Source organism: Curtobacterium sp. PvP017 (genome assembly GCF_054060195.1).
The window spans coordinates 595904-615519 of the sequence record NZ_JBSSCY010000001.1; the positions used below are offsets into that span (position 1 = coordinate 595904).

The 19616-nt window shown below is 71.1% G+C and carries 22 protein-coding genes and 1 pseudogene; 9 read left to right on the plus strand and 14 right to left on the minus strand.

Translation table 11 applies throughout. The features are described from left to right. Positions 1-42: 42 nt before the first annotated feature. Genes allB through ACVKXF_RS02910 form a run of 3 tightly spaced genes read right to left on the minus strand, consistent with a single transcriptional unit; the run spans position 43 to position 3843 of the window. On the minus strand, positions 43-1467 hold the full coding sequence (allB, locus tag ACVKXF_RS02900) for an allantoinase AllB (protein WP_456794760.1): 1425 nt from the start codon (positions 1465-1467) through the stop codon (positions 43-45). After that, positions 1464-2228, minus strand: coding sequence for an aspartate/glutamate racemase family protein (locus ACVKXF_RS02905; protein ID WP_456794761.1), 765 nt, complete (start codon positions 2226-2228; stop codon positions 1464-1466). Before ACVKXF_RS02905 ends, allB begins: the two co-directional genes overlap by 4 nt. 55 nt (positions 2229-2283) lie before the next feature. Then, positions 2284-3843, minus strand: coding sequence for an NCS1 family nucleobase:cation symporter-1 (locus tag ACVKXF_RS02910; protein ID WP_456794762.1), 1560 nt, complete (start codon positions 3841-3843; stop codon positions 2284-2286). A gap of 173 nt (positions 3844-4016) precedes the next feature. On the opposite strand from ACVKXF_RS02910, the gene ACVKXF_RS02915 reads away from it, so the two are divergent. Together ACVKXF_RS02915 and ACVKXF_RS02920 are read left to right on the plus strand one after the other, a co-directional pair. Next, complete coding sequence (locus ACVKXF_RS02915) at positions 4017-4772, plus strand: SGNH/GDSL hydrolase family protein (protein WP_456794763.1); 756 nt, start codon at positions 4017-4019, stop codon at positions 4770-4772. Positions 4773-4888: 116 nt separating this feature from the next. Continuing rightward, a complete protein-coding gene (locus ACVKXF_RS02920; protein WP_123313958.1) occupies positions 4889-5476 on the plus strand; it encodes a VOC family protein in 588 nt (195 codons plus the stop codon). A 3-nt stretch (positions 5477-5479) separates the two neighbouring features. On the opposite strand, the gene ACVKXF_RS02925 is transcribed toward ACVKXF_RS02920, so the two are convergent. The 3 genes from ACVKXF_RS02925 to ACVKXF_RS02935 all read right to left on the minus strand — a co-directional run bounded on the left by ACVKXF_RS02925 (position 5480) and on the right by ACVKXF_RS02935 (position 7883). Beyond that, complete coding sequence (locus ACVKXF_RS02925) at positions 5480-5983, minus strand: GNAT family N-acetyltransferase (protein ID WP_396289015.1); 504 nt, start codon at positions 5981-5983, stop codon at positions 5480-5482. 4 nt (positions 5984-5987) lie between these two features. Further along, positions 5988-7391 carry an LLM class flavin-dependent oxidoreductase gene (locus tag ACVKXF_RS02930; protein ID WP_220036386.1) on the minus strand — a complete coding sequence of 468 codons (1404 nt, stop codon included), beginning with the start codon at positions 7389-7391 and terminating at the stop codon, positions 5988-5990. Positions 7392-7514: 123 nt separating this feature from the next. Further along, positions 7515-7883 (minus strand): VOC family protein, encoded by a 369-nt coding sequence (locus tag ACVKXF_RS02935; RefSeq protein ID WP_456794764.1) that lies wholly within the window; start codon positions 7881-7883, stop codon positions 7515-7517. A 62-nt stretch (positions 7884-7945) separates the two neighbouring features. Between ACVKXF_RS02935 and ACVKXF_RS02940 the strand changes: the two genes are divergently transcribed. The 5 genes from ACVKXF_RS02940 (at position 7946) to ACVKXF_RS02960 (ending at position 10507) form a co-directional block, all read left to right on the plus strand. Then, positions 7946-8428 carry a MarR family winged helix-turn-helix transcriptional regulator gene (locus ACVKXF_RS02940; protein ID WP_456794765.1) on the plus strand — a complete coding sequence of 161 codons (483 nt, stop codon included), beginning with the start codon at positions 7946-7948 and terminating at the stop codon, positions 8426-8428. Positions 8429-8546: 118 nt separating this feature from the next. After that, the gene (locus tag ACVKXF_RS02945; RefSeq protein WP_456794766.1) at positions 8547-9152 is read left to right on the plus strand and encodes a hypothetical protein; all 606 of its coding nucleotides are present in this window, start codon (positions 8547-8549) and stop codon (positions 9150-9152) included. Positions 9153-9156: 4 nt separating this feature from the next. Beyond that, positions 9157-9399 carry a hypothetical protein gene (locus tag ACVKXF_RS02950; protein WP_456794767.1) on the plus strand — a complete coding sequence of 81 codons (243 nt, stop codon included), beginning with the start codon at positions 9157-9159 and terminating at the stop codon, positions 9397-9399. A 53-nt stretch (positions 9400-9452) separates the two neighbouring features. Further along, the gene (locus ACVKXF_RS02955) at positions 9453-10028 is read left to right on the plus strand and encodes an HdeD family acid-resistance protein (protein WP_456794768.1); all 576 of its coding nucleotides are present in this window, start codon (positions 9453-9455) and stop codon (positions 10026-10028) included. A gap of 23 nt (positions 10029-10051) precedes the next feature. After that, a complete protein-coding gene (locus ACVKXF_RS02960; protein ID WP_123313964.1) occupies positions 10052-10507 on the plus strand; it encodes a GNAT family N-acetyltransferase in 456 nt (151 codons plus the stop codon). Here ACVKXF_RS02960 and ACVKXF_RS02965 read toward each other — a convergent pair. Further along, positions 10461-11036, minus strand: coding sequence for a TetR/AcrR family transcriptional regulator (locus ACVKXF_RS02965; protein WP_456794769.1), 576 nt, complete (start codon positions 11034-11036; stop codon positions 10461-10463). The genes ACVKXF_RS02960 and ACVKXF_RS02965 overlap by 47 nt on opposite strands. A 95-nt stretch (positions 11037-11131) precedes the next feature. Between ACVKXF_RS02965 and ACVKXF_RS02970 the strand changes: the two genes are divergently transcribed. Further along, positions 11132-12184, plus strand: coding sequence for a zinc-binding alcohol dehydrogenase family protein (locus ACVKXF_RS02970; RefSeq protein WP_456794770.1), 1053 nt, complete (start codon positions 11132-11134; stop codon positions 12182-12184). On the opposite strand, the pseudogene ACVKXF_RS02975 reads toward ACVKXF_RS02970, so the two are convergent. From ACVKXF_RS02975 to ACVKXF_RS03000, 6 genes and pseudogenes are all read right to left on the minus strand, one after another. Then, positions 12171-12656, minus strand: a pseudogene (locus tag ACVKXF_RS02975) (GNAT family N-acetyltransferase); the annotation flags it as partial. The gene ACVKXF_RS02970 and the pseudogene ACVKXF_RS02975 overlap by 14 nt on opposite strands. Positions 12657-12782: 126 nt before the next feature. After that, entirely contained in the window at positions 12783-13232 is a 450-nt protein-coding gene (sufU, locus tag ACVKXF_RS02980; protein ID WP_456794771.1) for a Fe-S cluster assembly sulfur transfer protein SufU, read from the minus strand. Then, the gene (locus tag ACVKXF_RS02985; RefSeq protein WP_123313969.1) at positions 13229-14521 is read right to left on the minus strand and encodes an aminotransferase class V-fold PLP-dependent enzyme; all 1293 of its coding nucleotides are present in this window, start codon (positions 14519-14521) and stop codon (positions 13229-13231) included. Before ACVKXF_RS02985 ends, sufU begins: the two co-directional genes overlap by 4 nt. Before the next feature lie 135 nt (positions 14522-14656). Beyond that, on the minus strand, positions 14657-14911 hold the full coding sequence (locus ACVKXF_RS02990; RefSeq protein ID WP_311316890.1) for an antitoxin: 255 nt from the start codon (positions 14909-14911) through the stop codon (positions 14657-14659). A gap of 54 nt (positions 14912-14965) precedes the next feature. After that, entirely contained in the window at positions 14966-16249 is a 1284-nt protein-coding gene (locus ACVKXF_RS02995; protein WP_456794772.1) for a chloride channel protein, read from the minus strand. Between the two features lie 60 nt (positions 16250-16309). Continuing rightward, positions 16310-17293, minus strand: a complete 984-nt coding sequence (locus ACVKXF_RS03000) for a magnesium and cobalt transport protein CorA (protein WP_260233135.1) — start codon at positions 17291-17293, stop codon at positions 16310-16312. A 136-nt stretch (positions 17294-17429) separates the two neighbouring features. Here ACVKXF_RS03000 and ACVKXF_RS03005 point away from each other — a divergent pair, with 136 nt between their 5' ends. Continuing rightward, entirely contained in the window at positions 17430-18230 is an 801-nt protein-coding gene (locus tag ACVKXF_RS03005; RefSeq protein ID WP_456794773.1) for a tryptophan-rich sensory protein, read from the plus strand. 185 nt (positions 18231-18415) lie between these two features. On the opposite strand, the gene ald is transcribed toward ACVKXF_RS03005, so the two are convergent. Continuing rightward, positions 18416-19516: an alanine dehydrogenase gene (ald, locus tag ACVKXF_RS03010; RefSeq protein ID WP_456794774.1), complete on the minus strand. Its 1101-nt coding sequence runs from the start codon at positions 19514-19516 to the stop codon at positions 18416-18418. Positions 19517-19616: the final 100 nt, after the last annotated feature.

Below are 19616 nucleotides of genomic sequence, written 5' to 3' on the forward strand. Positions count from 1 at the left end.
GCGGGTCCTTCCGTTCCGGAAACGAGCGTACCGGAACGATCGTTACAGACGTGTTTCGGTGACGGCAGCGGTCTCGGGGACGCGGCCCGGACGGTCGACGAGCTGCCCCTCGACGGCGGTGACGCCGGATGCGGTGGACGCCACCACGTGCCCGCGCAACCAGGTCTCGGTGACGCGACCCCGGGCCTCCAGGCCGGCGAACGCGGACACCGGGTTGCGGTGGGCGAGGCCGGCCACGTCGATGACCGCCGTGGCGGACGGGTCGAACACGGCGAAGTGGGCGAGCGCACCGGGGGCGATGACCCCGCGGTCGGCGAAGCCGACGAGCGCTGCCGGACCGGTGGTGAACAGCGGCAGCAGCGCCTCGAGCGGGACGCCGCGACGGAGGGCCTCGGTCCAGACGGCGCGGAACCCGACCTGCAGACCGGCGATCCCGCCCCAGGCGAGGCCCCAGTCGTCGACCTTGAGGTCGGCGGTCGACGGCGAGTGGTCCGACACGATCATGTCGATCGTGCCGTCGAGCACGCCCGCCCACAGGGCGTCCCGGTTCGCGTCGTCGCGGATCGGCGGGCAGCACTTGTACTCCGTCGCGCCGTCCGGGATCGTCCCGGACTCGAACGACAGGTAGTGCGGGCAGGTCTCGACCGTGATCCGGACGCCGTCGTCCTTCGCGGCGCGGATCATCGGGATCGCGCCGGCATCGGACAGGTGCAGGACGTGCACCCGGGCGCCGGTGGCCCGCGCGCCGTCGATGACCCGGGCGATCGCGGACCGCTCCGCGTCGACCGGGCGGGTGGCGAGGAAGTCCTCGTAGTGACCGCCGAGCGCGTCGTGGTCGACGAGGAACTCCGGATCCTCGGCGTGCACGATGAGCAGGGCGTCGATCCGGGCGACCTCCTCGATCGCGGCGCGCAGCTGGTCGGCGTCGAGGTGCGGGAACTCGTCGACCCCGGACGGCGCGGTGAAGCACTTGAACCCGAAGACGCCGGCGTCGTGCAGTGCGCCGAGCGAGCCGGCGTTGTCCGGCACGGCTCCGCCCCAGAACCCGACGTCGACGGCGACCCGCCCCTCGGCACTCGCGCGCTTCACGGCGAGCGCTTCGATCGTCGTCGTCGCGGGGATCGAGTTGAGCGGCATGTCGATGATCGTCGTGACCCCGCCGAGCGCAGCGGCCCGCGTCGCGGACGCGAACCCCTCCCACTCGGTGCGGCCGGGTTCGTTGACGTGCACGTGCGTGTCGACGAGGCCGGGCAGCAGGACCTGGCCGTCCGGTACGGTGCGGTCCTCGCGCGTCCGGACCACGGCGTCGGCCGGCAGGACGTCGTCGACGCGACCGTCGCGCACGACGACCGCCGCGGAGCGGAACGCTCCGTCGATCCACGCGCGGTCCGCGCGCAGGACGAGGTCCGCGACGGTGTCGGTGTCGGTATCGGCGTCGGTCCGGGCGTCGACCGGGAGGCCCGTCATGCGCCCGCCCCGACCGTCGCGCCCGCCGCAGGCCGGCGTTCGAAGCCCGCCAGCAGCCCCGACATCGCCTTCGTCGGCGGGGTGGCGTACTCGCCGTGCTTGCCCGTCGAGAGCCCGAGCCGCACGAGCGACTCGGCGAGCACGGTCGCCGCGGCGACGCCGTCGACGACCGGCGCGCCGATCGCCCGCGAGACCTCGGCACAGAAGTCCGCCATCCCCGCGCAGCCGAGCACGACGGCGTCGGCTCCGCCGGCGATGACGGCCCGGCACCCCTCGATCACCAGGGCGCGCGCACCGGAGGCGGGGTCGTCGAGTTCGAGCACCGCCACCTCGCATGCCCGGATCTCGGTGACGAGCGGGGCGAAGCCGTAGCGCTCGGCGAGCTCGTGGGCCCGTCCCGTCGTCCGGGCCAGGGTCGTCACGACGCCGAACCGGCGCCCGAGCATCGCCGCTGCGTGGAAGCCCGCCTCCGCGATCCCGATGACCGGCCCGGCGGCGAGCTCCCGCGCGGCGTCGAGGCCCGGGTCACCGAAGCAGGCGACGACGTACGCGTCCACGCCGTCCTGCTCCCCGAGCGCGATCTGCTCGAGGAGCCCCGGCACCGCGAGCGCCTCTTCGTAGTGGCTCTCGATCGACGCCGGGCCCATCGTGGGGTTCACCGCCTCGACGACGGTGCCCGGCCCGGCGACCGCGGTCGCGGCGACGCCGATCGAGCGGGTCATCGAGGCGGTGGTGTTCGGGTTGACGACGCGGATGCGCATCGGGGTCCTTCCGGTGGTGCGGGTGTCGCTGGTGGGTCGCTGTCGCTGGGGCGTCTCAGGCTCGTCCGACGGCGGCGCCGTCGTCGACCGTCGGGTCGTCCGCAGCGAGTTCCGGCATGCTCGGCCGGACCCGCTCGAGGGCCCAGAAGACCACGAGTCCCAGGCCGCAGCCGATGAACCAGCTGTAGTTGTTCAGCCCGGGCAGGATCCCGAGGGCTGGCGGCAGGACCGCGCTGGCGACCGAGACCACACCGGTGACGACGAGGGTGCCGATGGCGTTGGGGTTGAAGCCGCCGCGGTACCAGTACCGGGCCGAGGTGTCCTTCGTGTACATGTCGTCGACGGCGATCCGCTGCTTCCCGACGATGTAGTACCCGGCGATCAGGATGCCGAACAGCGGTCCGATCAGGGCACCGAGCACGCCGAGCGTGTACAGGATCGCCTGGTCGTTGCCGTACCAGTTCCAGGGGGTGAGCAGCACGGAGCCGACCGCGGCGATCATGCCACCGGCTCGCCACGAGATCGTGCGCGGCGCGACGTTCGAGAAGTCGAACGCGGGGCTGATGAAGTTCGCGACGATGTTGATGCCGACCGTCGCGGTGACGAAGGTCAGACCGCCGAGCAGGATCGCGAACGGGGCGCCGATCGCCTGCACCGTCTCGATCGGGTCGGTGATGAGCTTGCCGAACACCGGCACCGTCGCACTCGCGCACAGCACGGTGAGCACCGAGAAGAACAGGAAGTTGATCGGCAGGCCCCAGAAGTTGCCGCGCTTGACCGACCGGAACGACCTGCCGTAGCGCGAGAAGTCACCGAAGTTGAGCATCGGGCCGGAGAAGTAGCTGACCACCAGGGCGACCGCGGACAGCATGACCGGGATGGACGCACCGAAGGACAGCGGCTCCCCCACCGACAGCGTGAACGAGATGTTGCCGATGCCAGCCTGGCTGACGAGGTAGATCGCCAGCGCGATCATCACGACGTACACCGCCGGGCCCGCCCAGTCGATGAACTTCTTGATGGCCTCCATGCCCATCCAGAACAGGGCGCCCTGCGCGACCCACAGGATCGCGTACGAGATCCAGCCGAGCGCCGACAGCCCCAGGAACGAGTGCTCGAGCAGCCCGGCCGAGGCGGGGATGAACTTCAGGAAGATGATGTTGAGCGACTGCGCGGCCAGGAACGTCTGCACGCCGTACCAGGCCATCGCGATGAGGCCACGGATGATCGCCGGGACGTTCGCGCCGAGCACCCCGAACACCGCTCGGTTGATCACCGGGTACGGCACCCCGGTGCGCTGGGAGGGCTTGGCGACGAGGTTGGCGAAGACCTGGACGATCAGGATGCCGACCACCAGGGCGATGAGCACCTGCCAGCTCGCGATGCCGAGCGCGAAGAGCGAGCCGGCGGTGACGTAGCCGCCGACCGAGTGCACGTCGGACATCCAGAACGCGAAGAAGTTGTAGCTCGTCCAGCTCTGCTTGCGCAGCGGGGCGAGGTCCTCGTTCGTGAGCGCCGGGTCGTACCCGGGCTTGACGACGCCGGCACCTGCGGGTGCGGCGGTCGTGGTGGGGGCGTGGGGCGCTGCGACGGGTGTCGCGAGATCGGTAGCCATGGCGTCCTCCGAGGGAGTGGGGTGCGGAGGCGGTGATCGCCTCCACCACAGAAGCTAGGGAGCCTCTTCGCGCCCGCCGTTTCCCTCGTGTAACGGTCGTGTGTCGTGGACGCGGTCCTGAAACGCTCGTTCCGAACCAGAACGTGCACAGGTGTGTGCACGATGATGGCCGCATGCCTGACACCATCCGCTACGTCGCGATCGGCGACAGCTTCTCGGAGGGCCTCGGCGACGCCGGTGTCGTACCGTTCCCCGGCTGGACCGGCCGACTCGCGAGCGGCATGGCCCGAGCGCACGACGCCGACGTCCGGTACGCCAACCTCGCCGTCCGCGGGCGCCTGCTCGCCGGGGTCCTCGACGACCAGCTCGACGCCGCGCTGGCGCTCGACCCCGCGCCGACGCTCGTCACCTTCTGCGCCGGCGGCAACGACCTGCTGCGGCCGCGGTTCGACGCCCGTGCCCTCGTCGCCCCGCTCGAGGAAGCGGTCAGGACGATCCTGGACCGCGGCGTCCACCTGGCGCTGCTCAGCCCGGCCGACCCGAGCGCCCGGCTCCCGCTGGGACACCTCATCAACGCGCGCGGCGACGCCTGGGCCGATGCCCTCGCCGACCTCGCCCGCCGGTACGACCTGCCCTTCGTCGACGTGTCCCGCGATCCCCACCTGCGCCGCGCGGAGTTCTGGTCCGAGGACCGGCTGCACATGAACGACACCGGCCACCAGCGCGTCGCCGACCTCGCCCTGCACGCGATCGGGGACGGCCCCCTGCCCGCCGAGCCGGTGTCGGAGCCGACCGGCCGGGCCCGGCTCGCCGAGGAACTCCGCTACTACCGCGAGCACGTCCTGCCCTGGGTGCAGCGCCGCATCACCCGGCGGTCGTCGGGCGACGGCAGGTCGGCAACCTACCCGGAGTGGACCGCGGTCGGCTGATCACGCAGGATCACGGCGGTTCTCCGCACGCTCGCCGCAGTCCGCTTGTCGCCACCCGGCGCACCGGTTCTACTCGGATGGATCACGTCCGAGCCGAACTCAGGGGAGACGGCACCATGACCACTGCGCCACGCCCATCCGGCACCACCGCGACACGCACCCCGACCGTCAGCACCCCGACGGGCACCCCCAGCACCGCGCACGGCATCGACCACATCGGCCTCACCGTGCCCGACATCGACCAGGCGACCGACTTCTTCGTCCTCGGACTCGACGCGGTCCCGCTCTACGACCGGTTCCTCCGGAGCGAACCGCTCCGCGGCGAACCGGACGTGCAGCGCCGGCTCGGCATCCCGAAGACGATGGCCCAGGGCGCGCTGCGGATGCTCGCGCTGCCCAACGGCCCGGGCCTCGAGCTCTTCGAGTACCACGGTCCCGATCAACGCCCGGCAGCCCGGGCGAGCGACATCGGCTGGCAGCACGTCGCGTTCTACGTCGACGACATCGACCACGCGCTGTCGCACCTCGAGACCGCCGGGGGTCAGCGCTACGCCGACCCACGGGACCTGGGCGGCAACGAGGGTGGGTACGGCAACCGGTTCGTCTACGTCGGGACCCCGTGGGGGTCGACGATCGAGCTGATCACCTACCCGAGCAGGCAGTCGTACGAGGATCACGCCCCGCGACGCAAGTGGCGCGTCTGAGGGTCAGCGCACCGAGCCCGTCGCGATGTACGTCCGCGTCGGCTTGCCGGTGAGGGCGTGCGGGAACTCGACCCCGTCCGCCCGGAACCCGCCGGCTTCGTAGAGCCGCAACGCCCGCTCGTTGCCGGCGAGCGCGTGCAGCACCACCGCGGGGTGTCCCGCAGCCGTCGCCGCGTCGACCGACGCAGCCAGGAGCGCGCGGCCGACACCCCGCGCCTGCACGTCCGGACGGACGGCGAGCAGGGACAGGTACGCGGCGTCGGACGGGTCGGTCGACCGGCCGGTCCCCGGAGCCGTCACGAGCGCGAACCCGTCGATCGTGCCGGCCGCTCCCGCAGCGACGACCAAGGCGACCCGCGGCACGGCGAACTTCGACGCTGCGCGGGCTCGCACGGCACCGGACTCCGGCACGCCGTCCCGCGCCGCGACCGCTGCGACCCACAGGTCGACGCAGGCCGACACCTCGTCCGGGGCCGCTGGACGCACGGACACGGACGGTTCGATCACCCGATCAGCCTACGACCGCGCTGCTGCCGATCCTGAACGACGCCCCACGGTGCTCGTCGGGCAGCCGGTCCCCGCGGCCGTGCAGCTTGTGCCGCAGCGACCCGGGCTCGTAGCCGGTCGGGTACGCGCCGCGGGCCCGGAGTTCCGGGATGACGAACTCGATGACGTCCTCCCACGTGCCCGGCGTCACCGCGTACGCCAGGTTGAACCCGTCGACGTCGGTCAGCTCCTGGATCTCCTGCAGCCGGTCGGCGATGGTCGCTCCCCCGCCGACCGCGACCGGACCGAGTCCACCGATCGCCGTGTGCCGGGCGAGGTCGCGGATCGTCCACGAACTGCCGTCCTCACCCGTCGCCGCCGCGATGTTCGCCGCCGCCGACTGGATCGCGTTCGACTCGACGTCACCGAGGGGCTCGTCGAGGTCCCACTGCGACAGGTCGACGCCCATCCACCCGGAGTTGAGCACCAGCGCGCCGAGCTCCGACGCGTACGACAGGTAGTCCTCGTACTTCGCCTGTGCCAGCTCGTCGGTGGCGTCCGTGATCACGGTGAGCAGTGTGTAGACGCGGGCGGCGTACCGGTCGCGACCAGCTGCCTCCAGGGCGTCACGGACCTTCGCGACGGTCGACGCGAGCTGCTCGACGGTCGGGGCGCCCACGAAGACCGCCTCGGCGTTCTCGGCCGCGAAGCGGATGCCGCGCGGCGACGCGCCCGCTTGGTAGATGACGGGCGACCGCTGCACCGACGGCTCGGACAGGTGGATGCCCGGCACGTCGAAGTGCGTGCCGTGGTGCTCGATCGGGTGCACCTTCGCCGGGTCGGTGAAGACGCCGGACTCGCGGTCGGCGACGACCGCGTCGTCCTCCCACGAGCCCTCCCACAGCTTGTAGAGGACCTCGAGGTACTCGTCGGCCACGTCGTACCGGTCGTCGTGCGACAGCTGGTCGGTCTGCCCCATGTTGCGCGCGGCACTCGGCAGGTACCCGGTGACGACGTTCCAACCGACCCGCCCCTTGGTCAGGTGGTCGAGGGTGGAGATGCGCCGGGCGAACGGGTACGGGTGCTCGTACGCCGTCCCCGCCGTGATGCCGAAGCCCAGGTGCTCGGTCACCGAGGCCATCGCCGACACCAGCAGGATCGGGTCGTTCACGGGCACCTGCGAGCCGGTGCGGAGCGCAGCCTCGTTCGAGTCGCCGTAGACGTCGTACGTCCCCAGGACGTCGGCGATGAAGATGCCGTCGAACGCGCCGCCCTCGAGCGTCTTCGCCAGGTCGGTCCAGTAGGTCAGGTCGCGGTAGTCCCGCGATCGGTCACGCGGGTGCCGCCACAGTCCGGAGGACTGGTGCGCGACGCAGTTCATGTCGAACGCGTTGAAGCGGATCTGCCGGGGCTCGCTGCTGCTGGTCACGCCTGGCGACGCTACGTGCGGCTCCTGCTTCCGTCATGCATCGTGACGAAGCGTGACGGCCCGCAGCTGTCGACGGCCGGCTGTCGACGCGCTGGTGTTGTGCGGCGGTGCGCCGGCCGCGACTCAGGCGCGGTCGTGCAGCGTGACCTGGTAGCCGTCCGGGTCGGCGAACGTGAACGTGCGGCCGAAGGGGCCGTCGATCGGCGCCGAGACGATCGTGTGACCGTCGGCCGCGAGTGCGTCGTGGATGGCCTGCACGTCGGTGGCGTGGAGCCAGATCGCCGCCCCGATGCCCGGTTGCGCGACCGCGTCGAGGTCGGTGCCGGGGACGATGTCCCGCAGCGCGAAGGCGATGGGCGTCGTCTCGAAGACGACGGCGTGCGGCGGGCCGGCCTGCGAGCGGACGAGACCGAGGTACTGCTCGTAGAACGCCTGCGACGCCGCCAGGTCGCGGGTCTGCAGGGAGATGAAGTCGGGGCCGGAGACGGGCATGTGGTGCTCCTTCGTGTTGTGTCAGTCTTCTGACACGAGACAATCTATGTCAGACTACTGACATGAGTCAAGACGGCAGCAACAACGCCAGGGACGCCAGCGACGTCATCGACGTCATCGACCTCGAGACGTCCCTCGGGTACCTGCTGAAGGAGGCCGCAAGCGCGCTCCGCACCGCGATGGAGGGGGTGCTGCGCCCGCTCGGCATGACGATGACGCACTACTCGTGCCTCGAACTCCTGGCGCAGCGGCCCGGGCTGTCGAACTCCGAGCTCGCGCGCGGCGCGTTCGTCACCCGGCAGTCGATGAACGTGCTGCTGCAGGCGCTGGAACGGGACGGCTTCGTGACGCGGGCCACCGAGGCGCCGGTCGGCAAGGCGCTCCCGACACGACTGACGGCGAGCGGCCGCACGAGCCTCGAGCGAGCGAGTGCAGCCGTCCGCGGTGTCGAGGTCCGCATGCTCGGCGGGCTGTCCGACGAGCAGCAGACAGCGGCGCGGGGGGCATTGCGCAGCATGGTGCGCGCACTTCGTACCACCTCGTGACCGTTCGTAGAATCTGGTTTTGTATATGTTGAACGCCAATTCCGCATGTCAGCGTGTCGGTTTTTGAAATATATGTATGCACGTCAGGCTGTCGTCGTCATCCATCAGAGGAGAGATCATGACGACTGCACTTCATTCCGTCCTGCGCTTCGGGCTCACAGCGGCCGCCACCGCGGCGTTCCTCTCGGCGGGCATCGCCGCTCCCGCGCACGCCGCGACCGACGCGGCGCTTCCACCGAACGACGCCCGGCTGCAGGAGATCTCGGAGCGCTACGAGGTGGGCGACGAGCTCTCCCCTGAGGACGAGCGGTTCATCAAGTCGATCGGTACCGCGGTCGCAGCGCCCGGGACCCGCGGCGCGGCAGCGAACTGCTTCAACACCGTGAGGACCGGCGGCGTGAACGGCCGAGGACGCGCACAGGGCTGCCACGGATCGGTCATCGGCAACGGCATCACGAACAGTTGGCGTACCGGCTACACAGCGACCGGGAACTCACAGGTCCGGAAGCTCCGCGCCGCCGAGCACATCCGCGCCTACGGGCTCGTCGGGTCCGGTGGGTTCGGCGTGGTGTACTCGAGGGACGTGTCGTCGGGGATCCTGAACACGCGTTCGCACCAGTTCTCGAGGTCGGCGACGTTCAAGGCGCTCGCTGCGTACGTGACCGTCCAGTACGACGCGACCTTCTGGACGTCCCGCGGTTCCTTCAGCGTCGTCGGCGGGTGACAGCGTGCACGAGGACTTCACCGGCCTGTCCCTGTCGAGCCTCTGGCTCAGCGTCGCGATGCTCGCCGGCGGATTCGCCCGGACCCGGAACCGATCGGCGTGGACCTGGTTCGTCCTCACGCTGCTGTTCGGTCCCCTCGCGGTGCTGCTACTCGTCACGTGGCCGGCACGTCCGCCGAGCCGCATCGACCTCGCGCGGACCGATGCGTCCGCACGGACACCGGACACAGGGGGTTCCGAGGAGTAGCCCTGACGCAGAAGCGCGAAGGACCAGATCCTCTCAGGGAAGGGCGGACACCCATGGCGCTGCAGGACGACGACGTCACCCACGTCGGCGGGGACCGACGACTGCGGACCGCGCTGCTGATCGTCGGCATCGTGGCGGTCCTCGTCGGCGTCGCATCGCTCGTGCTCCCACACGCGACACTGTTCGCGGTCGCATGGGTGTTCGGCGTCTACCTGCTGGTGTCCGGACTGTCCATGATCGTCCGTGCGTTCGCCCGCGGGATCGGCACCGGCCGCCGCATCGGCCTGGTCGTCCTCGGTGCACTGATCCTGGCCGGCGGCATCGTCGCGCTCGTCGCCCCGCCGGTCGGGGTGCGGTGGATCGCGTTCGTGATCGGTTTCGCATGGCTGCTCGAGGGCATCACACTGCTCTACGCCCCGACACCGACGAACCGTGCGCTGACCATCGGTGCCGCGGTGCTCAGCATCGTCATCGGCGTGCTCGTGATCAACCTGCCGTCCATCGGAGCAGCGCTCGCCGTCGTCGCGATCGCGGGCTTCCTGATCCTGTTCGGCATCGTGCAGATCGCACTCGGGATCACCCTCGGACGCGCTGACCGTTCCGAGCCGCCCGCCGGTCGAGCAGCCTGACCGCTGACTCGTAGGCTCGACGGGTGGACGTCGCACTGCGGGACAGCATCTCCGAGGACATCGAGTGGCTCGTGGAACTGCGTGCGCAGGTCCTCCGCGTCGACCTGGAGCGTCTCGGCCGCTTCGACGCGGTCCGGGTCCGGCAACGGATGCGGGATGCCTTCGCGCCCGAGCACACCCGTGTCGTCGTGGTGGACGGCCGCGATGTCGGCTCGATCGCCACACGGATCGACGACCACACCCGCTGGGTCGAGCACTTCTACCTCGCACCCGAGGTACAGGGGCGTGGCGTCGGATCGACCGTGCTCCGGAGCATCCTGTCCGAAGCCCACCCGGGTGCGACGCGACTGAACGTCCTGCAGGGCAGCGCCGCGCGGCGGCTCTACGAGCGGCACGGGTTCGTCGTCGACACCGAGGACGACGTCGACGTCTTCATGACCCTGCGCGGTCCTGACCGAGCACGGTACGGAGCATCCTGAGCTGCTCGTCGACCACGTCGGCCATCCGGCGCTCAGCGGGGCCCGTGAGCCACGCTTCGAGTGCCAGGTGGAAGAGCATCACGGTCGTCTCCGCGATCACAGCGGATTCGGGCCGGTCGAGGCCCCGGGCGACGAACGCCGCACGGACCGCGTCGGTGAGGTCAGCGCGCTTCCGGGCGTCGCGCTCCCGCAGTGAGGGCTCGGACAGCACCAGCCGCCGCACCGCACCGACCTGGTCGTGATGCCCCTCGAACCGCCCGTCGGCGACCCGGCGGAGACCGTGCACGACGATGTCGAGCGGGTCGATCCCTGCCGGTGCGGCCTCGATGGCGGCTCGGGCGAGGTCGGGGATCTCGTCGCCGGCGAAGATCACCTCGCGCTTGTCGGCGAAGTACCGGAAGAAGGTCCGGGTGGTGAGCCCCGCACGTGCGGTGATCTGCGGCACGGTCGTCGCCGAGTAGCCCTGCTCGGCGAAGAGCTCGAAGGCCGCTCGCTCGAGTCGCCCTCGGGCATCCGGAGACCAACGCATGGGTCCACAGTAGTGGTGATGACACGCCGTGTCATGATTGAATGGTCGATGACACGTCGTGTCATGACCCACTTCGAGCAAGGGATCCGGACACCATGTCGTCAACGGACAACGCAGCACTCTGGACCACGTCGACCGGGCGGTTCGCCGTCGGCCCCGCGCCGGTCCCCCAGCCCGGCCCCGGCGAACTCGTCGTCCGGGCTGAAGCCGTCGCCGTGAACCCGGTCGACGCCGTCGGGGGACTCTTCCGACACCTGGTGTTCCCGAAGCTCCGGTTCCCGGCGGTGCTCGGGTCGGACGTCGCCGGCACCGTCGTCGCGACCGGCGCCGGCGTCGAGCGTTTCCGCGTGGGCGACCGGGTCGTCGGGCACGCAGCGGGGCAGGAGCAGCACCGGAACAGCTCCGCCGAAGGAGCCTTCCAGCACCAGGTCCTGCTGCTCGAACGTGTGACGACCCCGGTGCCGGACGACCTGCCCGTCGAGCAGGCAGCGGTCATGCCGCTCGCCGTCTCGACCGCAGCGGCCGGGCTCTTCGAACCGGACCAGCTCGCGCTGTCACTCCCGACGGCCGACACGTCCGAGCGCCCGGGGGTCGTCCTGGTGTGGGGCGCGTCGACGAGTGTCGGCGCCAACGCCGTCCAGCTCGCCCGAGCCGCCGGGTACGCCGTGATCGGCACCGCGTCGCCGAAGAACCACGGGTTCGTGCAGTCCCTCGGTGCCGAGGCCGTGTTCGACTACCGCGACGACGGTGCCGCACGCCGCGTCCTCGTCGCACTCGCCGACCGCGAGCTCGCCGGTACCCTCGCCTTCGGCCAGGGCTCGCTGACCCGCACGCTCCCGATCGTCCGGGCAGCCACCGGGTCCGGCCGACTCGCATCGGCGTACCCGACGCCGGTGACGACGATCCGTGCGCGGCTCGAGCGTCGACACGGCGTCCACATCACCGCGATCTGGGGCGGCCGCCCGACCGAATCGGAGGTCGGCCCCGCGATCTACCGCGACTTCCTGCCCGAGGCACTCCGCACCGGTCGGTACCAGGCGACGCCGACCGCATCCGTCGTCGGATCCGGACTCGCCGCGATCCCCGATGCCCTCGCCGAGCTCCGCGCCGGTGTCTCCGCCCGGAAGCTCGTCGTCACGCTCCCCTGAGCGGCTTCTCGTACCAGCGGTCCGAGTACGGGTCCGCGTTGAACGGGGCGACCCGGACGAACCCGAGCCGTTCGTAGAGTGCACAGGCCTCGACGAGCTCGGCGCGGGTGTCCAGGCGCAACGACGTGATTCCGCGCGCCCGGCAGCGGCCCTCGACGTGACGCAACAGCGCCGAACCGACACCTCGGCCGCGGTACTCCGGCAGGGTGAAGACCTTCGTCAGCTCGCCGACGGCACCCACGAAGCGCACGCCGGCGCAGGCGATCGCCGCTCCCCCGTCGACGGCGACGACGAGCAGCCCGGAGTCCCCCTGCAGGTCGTCGAACGGCTCGTCGAGCATCGCGCGGTCGACCTCGGCCGACGTCGCCGCCCGCCCGTACCACCTCGACGCGACCTCGGTCAGGTAGGCCCGCACGATCGCGTCGGCCCGGCCTGCGCCGGGTCGCTCAGTCTCGAAGATCACCGCGCCCCTCCGATCGGCACACCGTGCAAGCCATCCCGGGCCCGGTCGGCGACCAGCTGCGGACGGGAGGCGCGGGGCGGGCCCGCACCGGGCCTCCCGGTCGGCCGGTGATCGCGGTCGCGAGCCGCACCCGGCTCAGCGGGACGCGGTCGCCTCGCGCGCGGCGGCTTCCGCCGCGACCCAGGCGAGCATGCCGCACTTGACGCGCATGACGAACTTGGAGACGCCGTGGAAGGCGACGAGGTCCTCGAGGACGTCCTCGTCGGGCTCACCGACGCCGCGTGAACGCATCATGGTGCGGAACTCCTCGGTCAGTGCGAGGAACTCGGGCACCGTTCGGCCGACGGCCATGTCGGTGAGGACCGATGCCGAGGCCATCGAGATCGAGCACCCGTCACCCTGCCAGGCGAGCCCGGCGATGCGGTCGGTGCCGGGATCGAGCCGCAGGCTGACCGTGATCTCGTCGCCGCACGTGGGGTTCCGCTCGAAGTGCGAGGCGTCCGCGTCCGTCATCACACCGTCGCCGTGCCGCGCCTTGGCGTGGTCGAGGATGACCTGCTGGTACAGGCTGTCGAGGGCGTTCACGCGGTCGCTCCGAAGTAGTCGCGGATCTCGGCGACGGCTGCGAGGAACCGGTCGACGTCGTGCTCGGTCGTGTACACGTAGGTGCTGGCACGGCTGGTGGCGACCAGGCCGAGGCGGCGGTGCAGCGGCTGCGCGCAGTGGTGCCCCGAGCGGACGGCGATGCCCTGCGCGTCGAGGTACTGCGACACGTCGTGGGCGTGCACCCCGTCGACGTCGAACGACACCAGGCCCGATCGCGGGACGCCGACCGGCGGACCGACCACGCGGATGCCCGGTACGGCGGCCAGACCGTCGAGCATCCGGCGGGCGAGGTGCTCCTCGTGCGCGCGGACCCGCTCCATGCCGATGCCCTGCAGGTAGCGGACCGCCTCGGCCAGGGCGACGGCCTGCGACACGGGCTGCGTGCCGGCCTCGAACCGCTCGGGTGCCGGCATGAACTCCGACGCCTGCATGGTCACGGTGGTGATCATGGAACCGCCGGTGCGGAACGGCGGCAGTGCGTTCAGCAGTTCGCTGCGACCCCAGAGCACGCCGATGCCGTTCGGACCGAGCATCTTGTGGCCGGAGAACGCGGCGAAGTCGACGCCGAGCTGTTGCACGTCGAGCGGCCGGTGCGGTGCGGACTGGCAGGCGTCGAGGACGACCAGGGCACCGCGGGCGTGGGCGAGACCGACGATCTGCTCGACCGGCGCGACCATGCCGGTGACGTTCGAGACGTGGGCGAACGCGACGACCTTCGTGCGGTCGGTGATCAGGGCGGCGGCGTCCTCCGCGGTCCAGGTGCCGTCGTCGGCGACCGGGACCCAGCGGAGCGTCGCACCGGTCAGGGCGGCGAGCTCCTGCCACGGCACGAGGTTCGCGTGGTGCTCGGCCTCGGTCACCAGGATCTCGTCACCGGGCCCGATGCGGAAGCGAGCGGCGTCGACTCCGCCGCGGCCCCGGCTGGCGTTCGCGATGCCGTACGCGACGAGGTTGAGGGCGTCGGTGGCGTTCGCGGTCCACACGACCTCGCTCGGCCCGGCAGCGCCGATGAAGTCGGCGACGGTTGCGCGGGCGTCCTCGTAGGCGTCGGTGCTCAGCGCCGCGAGCGTGTGCGCCCCGCGGTGGACGGCGGCGTTGTCGTGCTCGAGGAACCGACGTTCGGCGTCGAGGACCTGGGTCGGCCGTTCGGCCGTCGCCCCGGAGTCCAGGTACGCCAGCGGTTGCCCGTTCACGTCCTGCGCGAGGATCGGGAAGTCGGACTTGATCGTCTCGACCTCGGCCTCGGTGAGCGGCTGGTTCGGCGCCACGACTGTCACGTCTCGTCCTCCTGGTGTTGCTGTCCGGAGCAACCCGTCAATGGTGGCCGTTGTTCCCGACGGCGTCCAGTCGGCACGGGAACGGCCCAGGACCACGCCGGGTCCTGGGCCGTCGCACCGTACGAGCTACTCGTTGCCGATCTTCTCGTCCGCAGCGTCGCGGGCACCGTCGATCTTGTCGTCGTACTTGCCGCCGGTGGCCTTCTTGACCGCGTCGGCGACGCCACCGAGGACCTTGTCGCTGATGTCCTCGGCCTTCTCGCTCTTCAGGGCGTCCTGGACCTTGCCGTCCTTCAGGAAGTCCTGGGCCTTCTTCGTGATGTCGTCGAACCCCGCCATGACCTGCTCCTCAGCTCGGTGCGGAGCCCGTCGCTCCGTCATGCCGCAGATGGTAGGCCGCGGAGCCGCCGTCCGTGCCGGACCGTGACGGAGTGTTCAGACCATCTGCGCGCTGCGTCGCCGTGCCAGGACGTAGCCGACCGCGACCGCCCCGGACACCGCGAGGAGTGAGGGGATGAGGATGTCGGTGCCCTCCTGCGTGAACTCGACCACCAGGACGAGCGCGGTGAACGGGGCCCGCATCGTGGTCGCCAGGAACGCCGCGGCGCCGACGAACGCGAACGCTGCCAGGCCCGGACCGTCGGCCGGCCAGAGCAGGAGCCATGCGCCGCCCAGACCGCCGCCGATCGCCGACCCGATCGCGATCGAGGGCGTCAGGGTGCCACCGACCGCGCCGGCACCGATGGTGGCCGAGGTGGTGATGGTGCGGACGATGCCGAGCAGCAGGAGCAGCACGATGGGCGCCAGTCCGGCGACGGTGCCGTCGTCCAGCGAGGCGTTCATCGCGACGAGGCCCAGTGCCCGTCCGTTGCCGAGGATCTCGGGGAACGGCACGGCGATGAGCCCGACCATCGCGAACACCACCGGCAGCACGACGAGTAGGTGCCACCCCTTGGGGGCGATGCCCTGCAGCCGGTTGGTGAGCTTCACGAACCCGACGCCGGCAAGGCCGAGGACCGGTCCGACGACGATCGCCCAGACGAGCAGCGATGGCGACATGTGCATGGCCGGCACGTGGTAGAGCACCTCGTCCGGGATCACGAGCCGGGCGACGAACGCGGCGACGGCACTCGTGGCGAACGCGGGCAGGGCCGTGGCGAAGCTGATCTCGCCGAGCAGGACCTCCACGGCGAACAGCGCCCCACCGAGCGGCACGTCGTACACCGCCGCGAGACCCGCCGCTGCTCCGCATGCGACCAGGATCTTCGTCTCGCGCGGGGTCAGCCCCGCACGACGGGTGACGAGCTGGGAGAGCCAGGCGCCGACCTCGCGCGGGGCGACCTCCTTGCCGATCGAGGCACCGAGACCGACCGCCAGGATCTGGACGCCGGCGTTCGCCAGGGTCGCGAGCGCGGGCATCCGCTTGCCGTCGACCGCGGCGGTGACCGACACGATCGGGTGGCCCCAGCGCCGGAGCGCCCACCAGGCGAAGCCCGTCAGGACACCGGCGGCCACGAGCGCGAGGAACCGGTTCAGCGCCGAGGGCGCGTCCGCCGCCTCGAGGTGCCCGCCGAAACCGTAGCCGAAGGCCACGAACTGGATGAGCTGCAGGGCGAGCCACACGGCGATGCCGGCGATGCCCCCGGAGACGCCCACCAGGGCGGTGACGACTGCGAGCTTGAGCGCCCAGACGGGGGTCGCGTGTCCGGAGCGCGGCATGTCGAAAACCCTAGCGGCTCCGATCACCGGCACCGGGCCTCCCGGTCGTCCTGCCTGCCGTCAGAACCAGCGCTTGACCTTGAACACCACCCACAGGATCGCGGCGAACAGGATCATCCCGACGATCGACAGCGGGTACCCCCACGTCCACGTCAGCTCCGGCATGTGGGTGAAGTTCATGCCGTAGATCGCCGCGATGAGGGTCGGGGCGAACAGGATCGCCGCCCAGCCGGAGATCCGCTTCGTGTCGTCGTTCTGCTTCTGCGCGGCCAGGGTGGAGTCGACCGTCAGTGCGTTCTGCAGCAGCTGCCGGAACGTGTCCAGCCGTTCCACCGTGCGGATGGCGTGGTCGAGGACGTCGCGGAACCGGCGCTGCATCTCGATCGGCAGGTGGTACTTCTCGGCACCGCGGTGCAGGTTCTCGATGATGTGGATGAGCGGTCGGGCCGCGCGCTGGAAGTCGACGACCTCGCCGAACAGCTCGTAGACGCGGCGGGAGACCCCTGCCTCGCCGGCGAACAGCTGGTCCTCGATCTGGTTGATGTCCTCCTCCAGCCCGTCGATGACGGGCACGTAGCCGTCGACGATCGTGTCCATCAGCGCCCAGAGCTGCGCCTGCGGTCCGACCGTCACCAGTCCGGGCTTGCCGCTCATCCGCTGCAGCGCACGCGGCACGGTCGACCTGCCACGGGGGTCGGCCTTCACCACGACGAGGAAGAAGTCCTCGCCGACGAACGCGTGCACCTCGCCGAACGCCACCTCTTCCTGCCCGTCGTTGTACAGCGCGGGCTTGAGCACCACGAAGAGCGTCGAACCGTACCGCTCGAGCTTCGGTCGCTGGTGCCCCTCGGCGGAGTCCTCGACCGCGAGCTCGTGCAGGCCGAGGGCCACCGCGACGTCACCGAGCTCCTGGGCGTCCGGTTGGTACAGCACGATGCACGCGCTCGCGCCCTGCTCGTCGAGCATGCGGAAGGTGTCGTCCAGCGACGGACTCGCCATCGGGGCGATCCGGTCGACGTACACGGTGTTCATCTCGACGCTCACGCGACCACCGTACGCAGGTGGCGCGGGAGAGGCGGACGGCCGCGCCCGTCCCCCGCTGGCTGAACGCACGCTGCGCACCCGGCCCGGCCGCGCGCCTACGGTGCAGTTCATCAGCATGCTGACGAAAGGGACGGTCATGAAGAAGATCTGGAAGCGCATCGCGGTCGCCGTGAGCGCCGTCGTCGCGGTGGTCGGGGCCTTCGTCGGGTCCGGCGCGGCCGGTGGGACACCGATCCAGGACGCCGCCGGTGGGGCGCTGTCCGCCTCGTCGACGGCGATCGCGCCGGACGGCCCCGCGTTCTCGATCTGGAGCGTCGTCTACGTCGGCCTCATCGCCTACGCGATCCGGCAGCTCTTCCGCACGTCGGACGACGCCCGGCACGCGACACTGGCGGTACCGGCGATCCTGTCGCTGCTGCTCAACGCGGCGTGGATCCTGTCGGTGCAGTTCGGGTTCCTGTGGGCGAGCGAGCCGATCATCGTCGCCCTGCTCGCGGTGCTGGTCTGGACCTTCACGATCCTGCGGCGGACGAAGCCCTCGGGGATCGTCGAGGCGATCATCACCGACGGTACGTTCGGGCTCTACCTCGGGTGGGTGTGCGTCGCGACGGCGGCGAACACGGCTGCGGTGCTGACGGCAGCGGGCTTCCGGGGCTTCGACCTCGGGCAGGACGTCTGGGGCGTGCTGGTCGCCGCGGTGGCCGGGCTCGTCGGGCTGCTGCTGGCGGTGTGGGGTCGGGGCCGCCTGGCGCCGATGCTCTCGCTGGCCTGGGGTCTGGCGTGGGTCGCGGTCGCGCGGCTCGACGGCCCGCTGGTGTCGACGCCGACCGCCGTCGCCGCGGTGGTCGCAGCCGCCGCCGTCGTGGTGGTGACGGTGGTGGTGCGAGCGCGTGCGGGCTGGTCCGGCGCGCGCGGGCTGGCCCGAGTCTCGGCCTGAGCGGGCCTGTTCGCCGCGGTCTTCCCCGGCAAAGCGACACTTCTCGCGGCGCCGAGCCGGTCCGTGCCGCGAAAGCGACAGTCTGCCGCGGATGTTCCGCGGCAGACTGTCGCTTTCGCGTTTCGCGTTCCGCGGCCCGCGCCCGGCGCCCGGCGCCCGGCGCCCGGCTTCCGGCGCCCGGCGCCCTACCGCGCGGACGCCACCAACCCGTGCGCAGCCGCCACGGCCTCGTTCGTGACCTGGCCGGCGTGCACGTTCAGGCCGAGGGCGAGCGACGGGTCGGCGGCCAGCGCGGCCTCCCACCCGCGGTCGGCGATCGCCACGGCGTACGGCAGCGTCGCGTTCGTCAGCGAGATCGTCGAGGTGCGCGGCACGGCACCGGGCATGTTCGCCACGCAGTAGTACACGGTGTCGTGCACCGCGAAGGTCGGGTCGTCGTGGGTGGTCGGGTGGGAGCCCTCGAAGCAGCCGCCCTGGTCGATCGCGATGTCGACGAGCACCGATCCCGGCCGCATGTCCGCGACCATGGCGTCGGTGACGAGCTTCGGCGCGGACGCCCCGGGGATGAGCACGGAGCCGATCACCAGGTCCGCGTCCCGGAGCTCCGAGGCGATGGCGTGCGCGGAGGACCGCAGGGTGGTGATGCGGCCGTCGAACCGGGCGTCGAGTGCGCGCAGTCGGGGCAGGCTGATGTCGAACACGGTGACGTCGGCCCCCATGCCGAGCGCCATCGTCGCGGCGTGCTCACCCGCGACACCGCCGCCGATCACGACGACGCGACCCTTCGGCGTGCCGGGCACCCCACCGAGCAGCAGTCCGCGGCCGCCGTTCGTGCGCATCAGGTGGTAGGCGCCGACCTGGGCGGACAGCCGTCCGGCGACCTCGGACATCGGCGACAGCAGCGGCAGGGAGCGGTCCGGCAGCTGCACGGTCTCGTAGGCGATCGCGGTGGCCCCTGAGCCGATGAGCGCATCGGTCAGGGGGCGGTCGGCCGCCAGATGCAGATAGGTGAAGAGCACCTGACCCGGCCGGATGAGCGGGTACTCGGACGCCACCGGCTCCTTCACCTTGAGGATCAGGTCCGCGCGCGCCCAGACCTCGTCCGCGGTGTCGACGATCTCGGCGCCGGCGGTCCGGTACTCGTCGTCGGGGAACGCCGATCCGGTGCCGGCCCCCGCCTGCACCAGGACCTGGTGGCCGTGCAGCGTCAGCTCAGCGACACCCGCCGGGGTGGCCGCCACGCGGTACTCGTTGTTCTTGATCTCGGTGGGGACGCCGATGCGCATCGCAGACTCCTTCGTGGGTGGTGCTCTCGTCCACACCATTCAGCGCCGGATTCGTTGCGCTGAGGTTACGGCCGAACATCCGGATCATCCGCTGCGAATC

Bases quoted from the DNA above. Each gene is read 5' to 3' on its own strand.
- allB (WP_456794760.1), bottom strand. From the start codon at position 1,467: ATGACGGGCCTCCCGGTCGACGCCCGGACCGACGCCGATACCGACACC.
- ACVKXF_RS02905 (WP_456794761.1), bottom strand. From the start codon at position 2,228: ATGCGCATCCGCGTCGTCAACCCGAACACCACCGCCTCGATGACCCGC.
- ACVKXF_RS02910 (WP_456794762.1), bottom strand. From the start codon at position 3,843: ATGGCTACCGATCTCGCGACACCCGTCGCAGCGCCCCACGCCCCCACC.
- ACVKXF_RS02915 (WP_456794763.1), top strand. From the start codon at position 4,017: ATGCCTGACACCATCCGCTACGTCGCGATCGGCGACAGCTTCTCGGAG.
- ACVKXF_RS02920 (WP_123313958.1), top strand. From the start codon at position 4,889: ATGACCACTGCGCCACGCCCATCCGGCACCACCGCGACACGCACCCCG.
- ACVKXF_RS02935 (WP_456794764.1), bottom strand. From the start codon at position 7,883: ATGCCCGTCTCCGGCCCCGACTTCATCTCCCTGCAGACCCGCGACCTG.
- ACVKXF_RS02940 (WP_456794765.1), top strand. From the start codon at position 7,946: ATGAGTCAAGACGGCAGCAACAACGCCAGGGACGCCAGCGACGTCATC.
- ACVKXF_RS02945 (WP_456794766.1), top strand. From the start codon at position 8,547: ATGACGACTGCACTTCATTCCGTCCTGCGCTTCGGGCTCACAGCGGCC.
- ACVKXF_RS02955 (WP_456794768.1), top strand. From the start codon at position 9,453: ATGGCGCTGCAGGACGACGACGTCACCCACGTCGGCGGGGACCGACGA.
- ACVKXF_RS02965 (WP_456794769.1), bottom strand. From the start codon at position 11,036: ATGCGTTGGTCTCCGGATGCCCGAGGGCGACTCGAGCGAGCGGCCTTC.
- ACVKXF_RS02970 (WP_456794770.1), top strand. From the start codon at position 11,132: ATGTCGTCAACGGACAACGCAGCACTCTGGACCACGTCGACCGGGCGG.
- ACVKXF_RS02990 (WP_311316890.1), bottom strand. From the start codon at position 14,911: ATGACGGAGCGACGGGCTCCGCACCGAGCTGAGGAGCAGGTCATGGCG.
- ACVKXF_RS02995 (WP_456794772.1), bottom strand. From the start codon at position 16,249: ATGCCGCGCTCCGGACACGCGACCCCCGTCTGGGCGCTCAAGCTCGCA.
- ACVKXF_RS03005 (WP_456794773.1), top strand. From the start codon at position 17,430: ATGAAGAAGATCTGGAAGCGCATCGCGGTCGCCGTGAGCGCCGTCGTC.
- ald (WP_456794774.1), bottom strand. From the start codon at position 19,516: ATGCGCATCGGCGTCCCCACCGAGATCAAGAACAACGAGTACCGCGTG.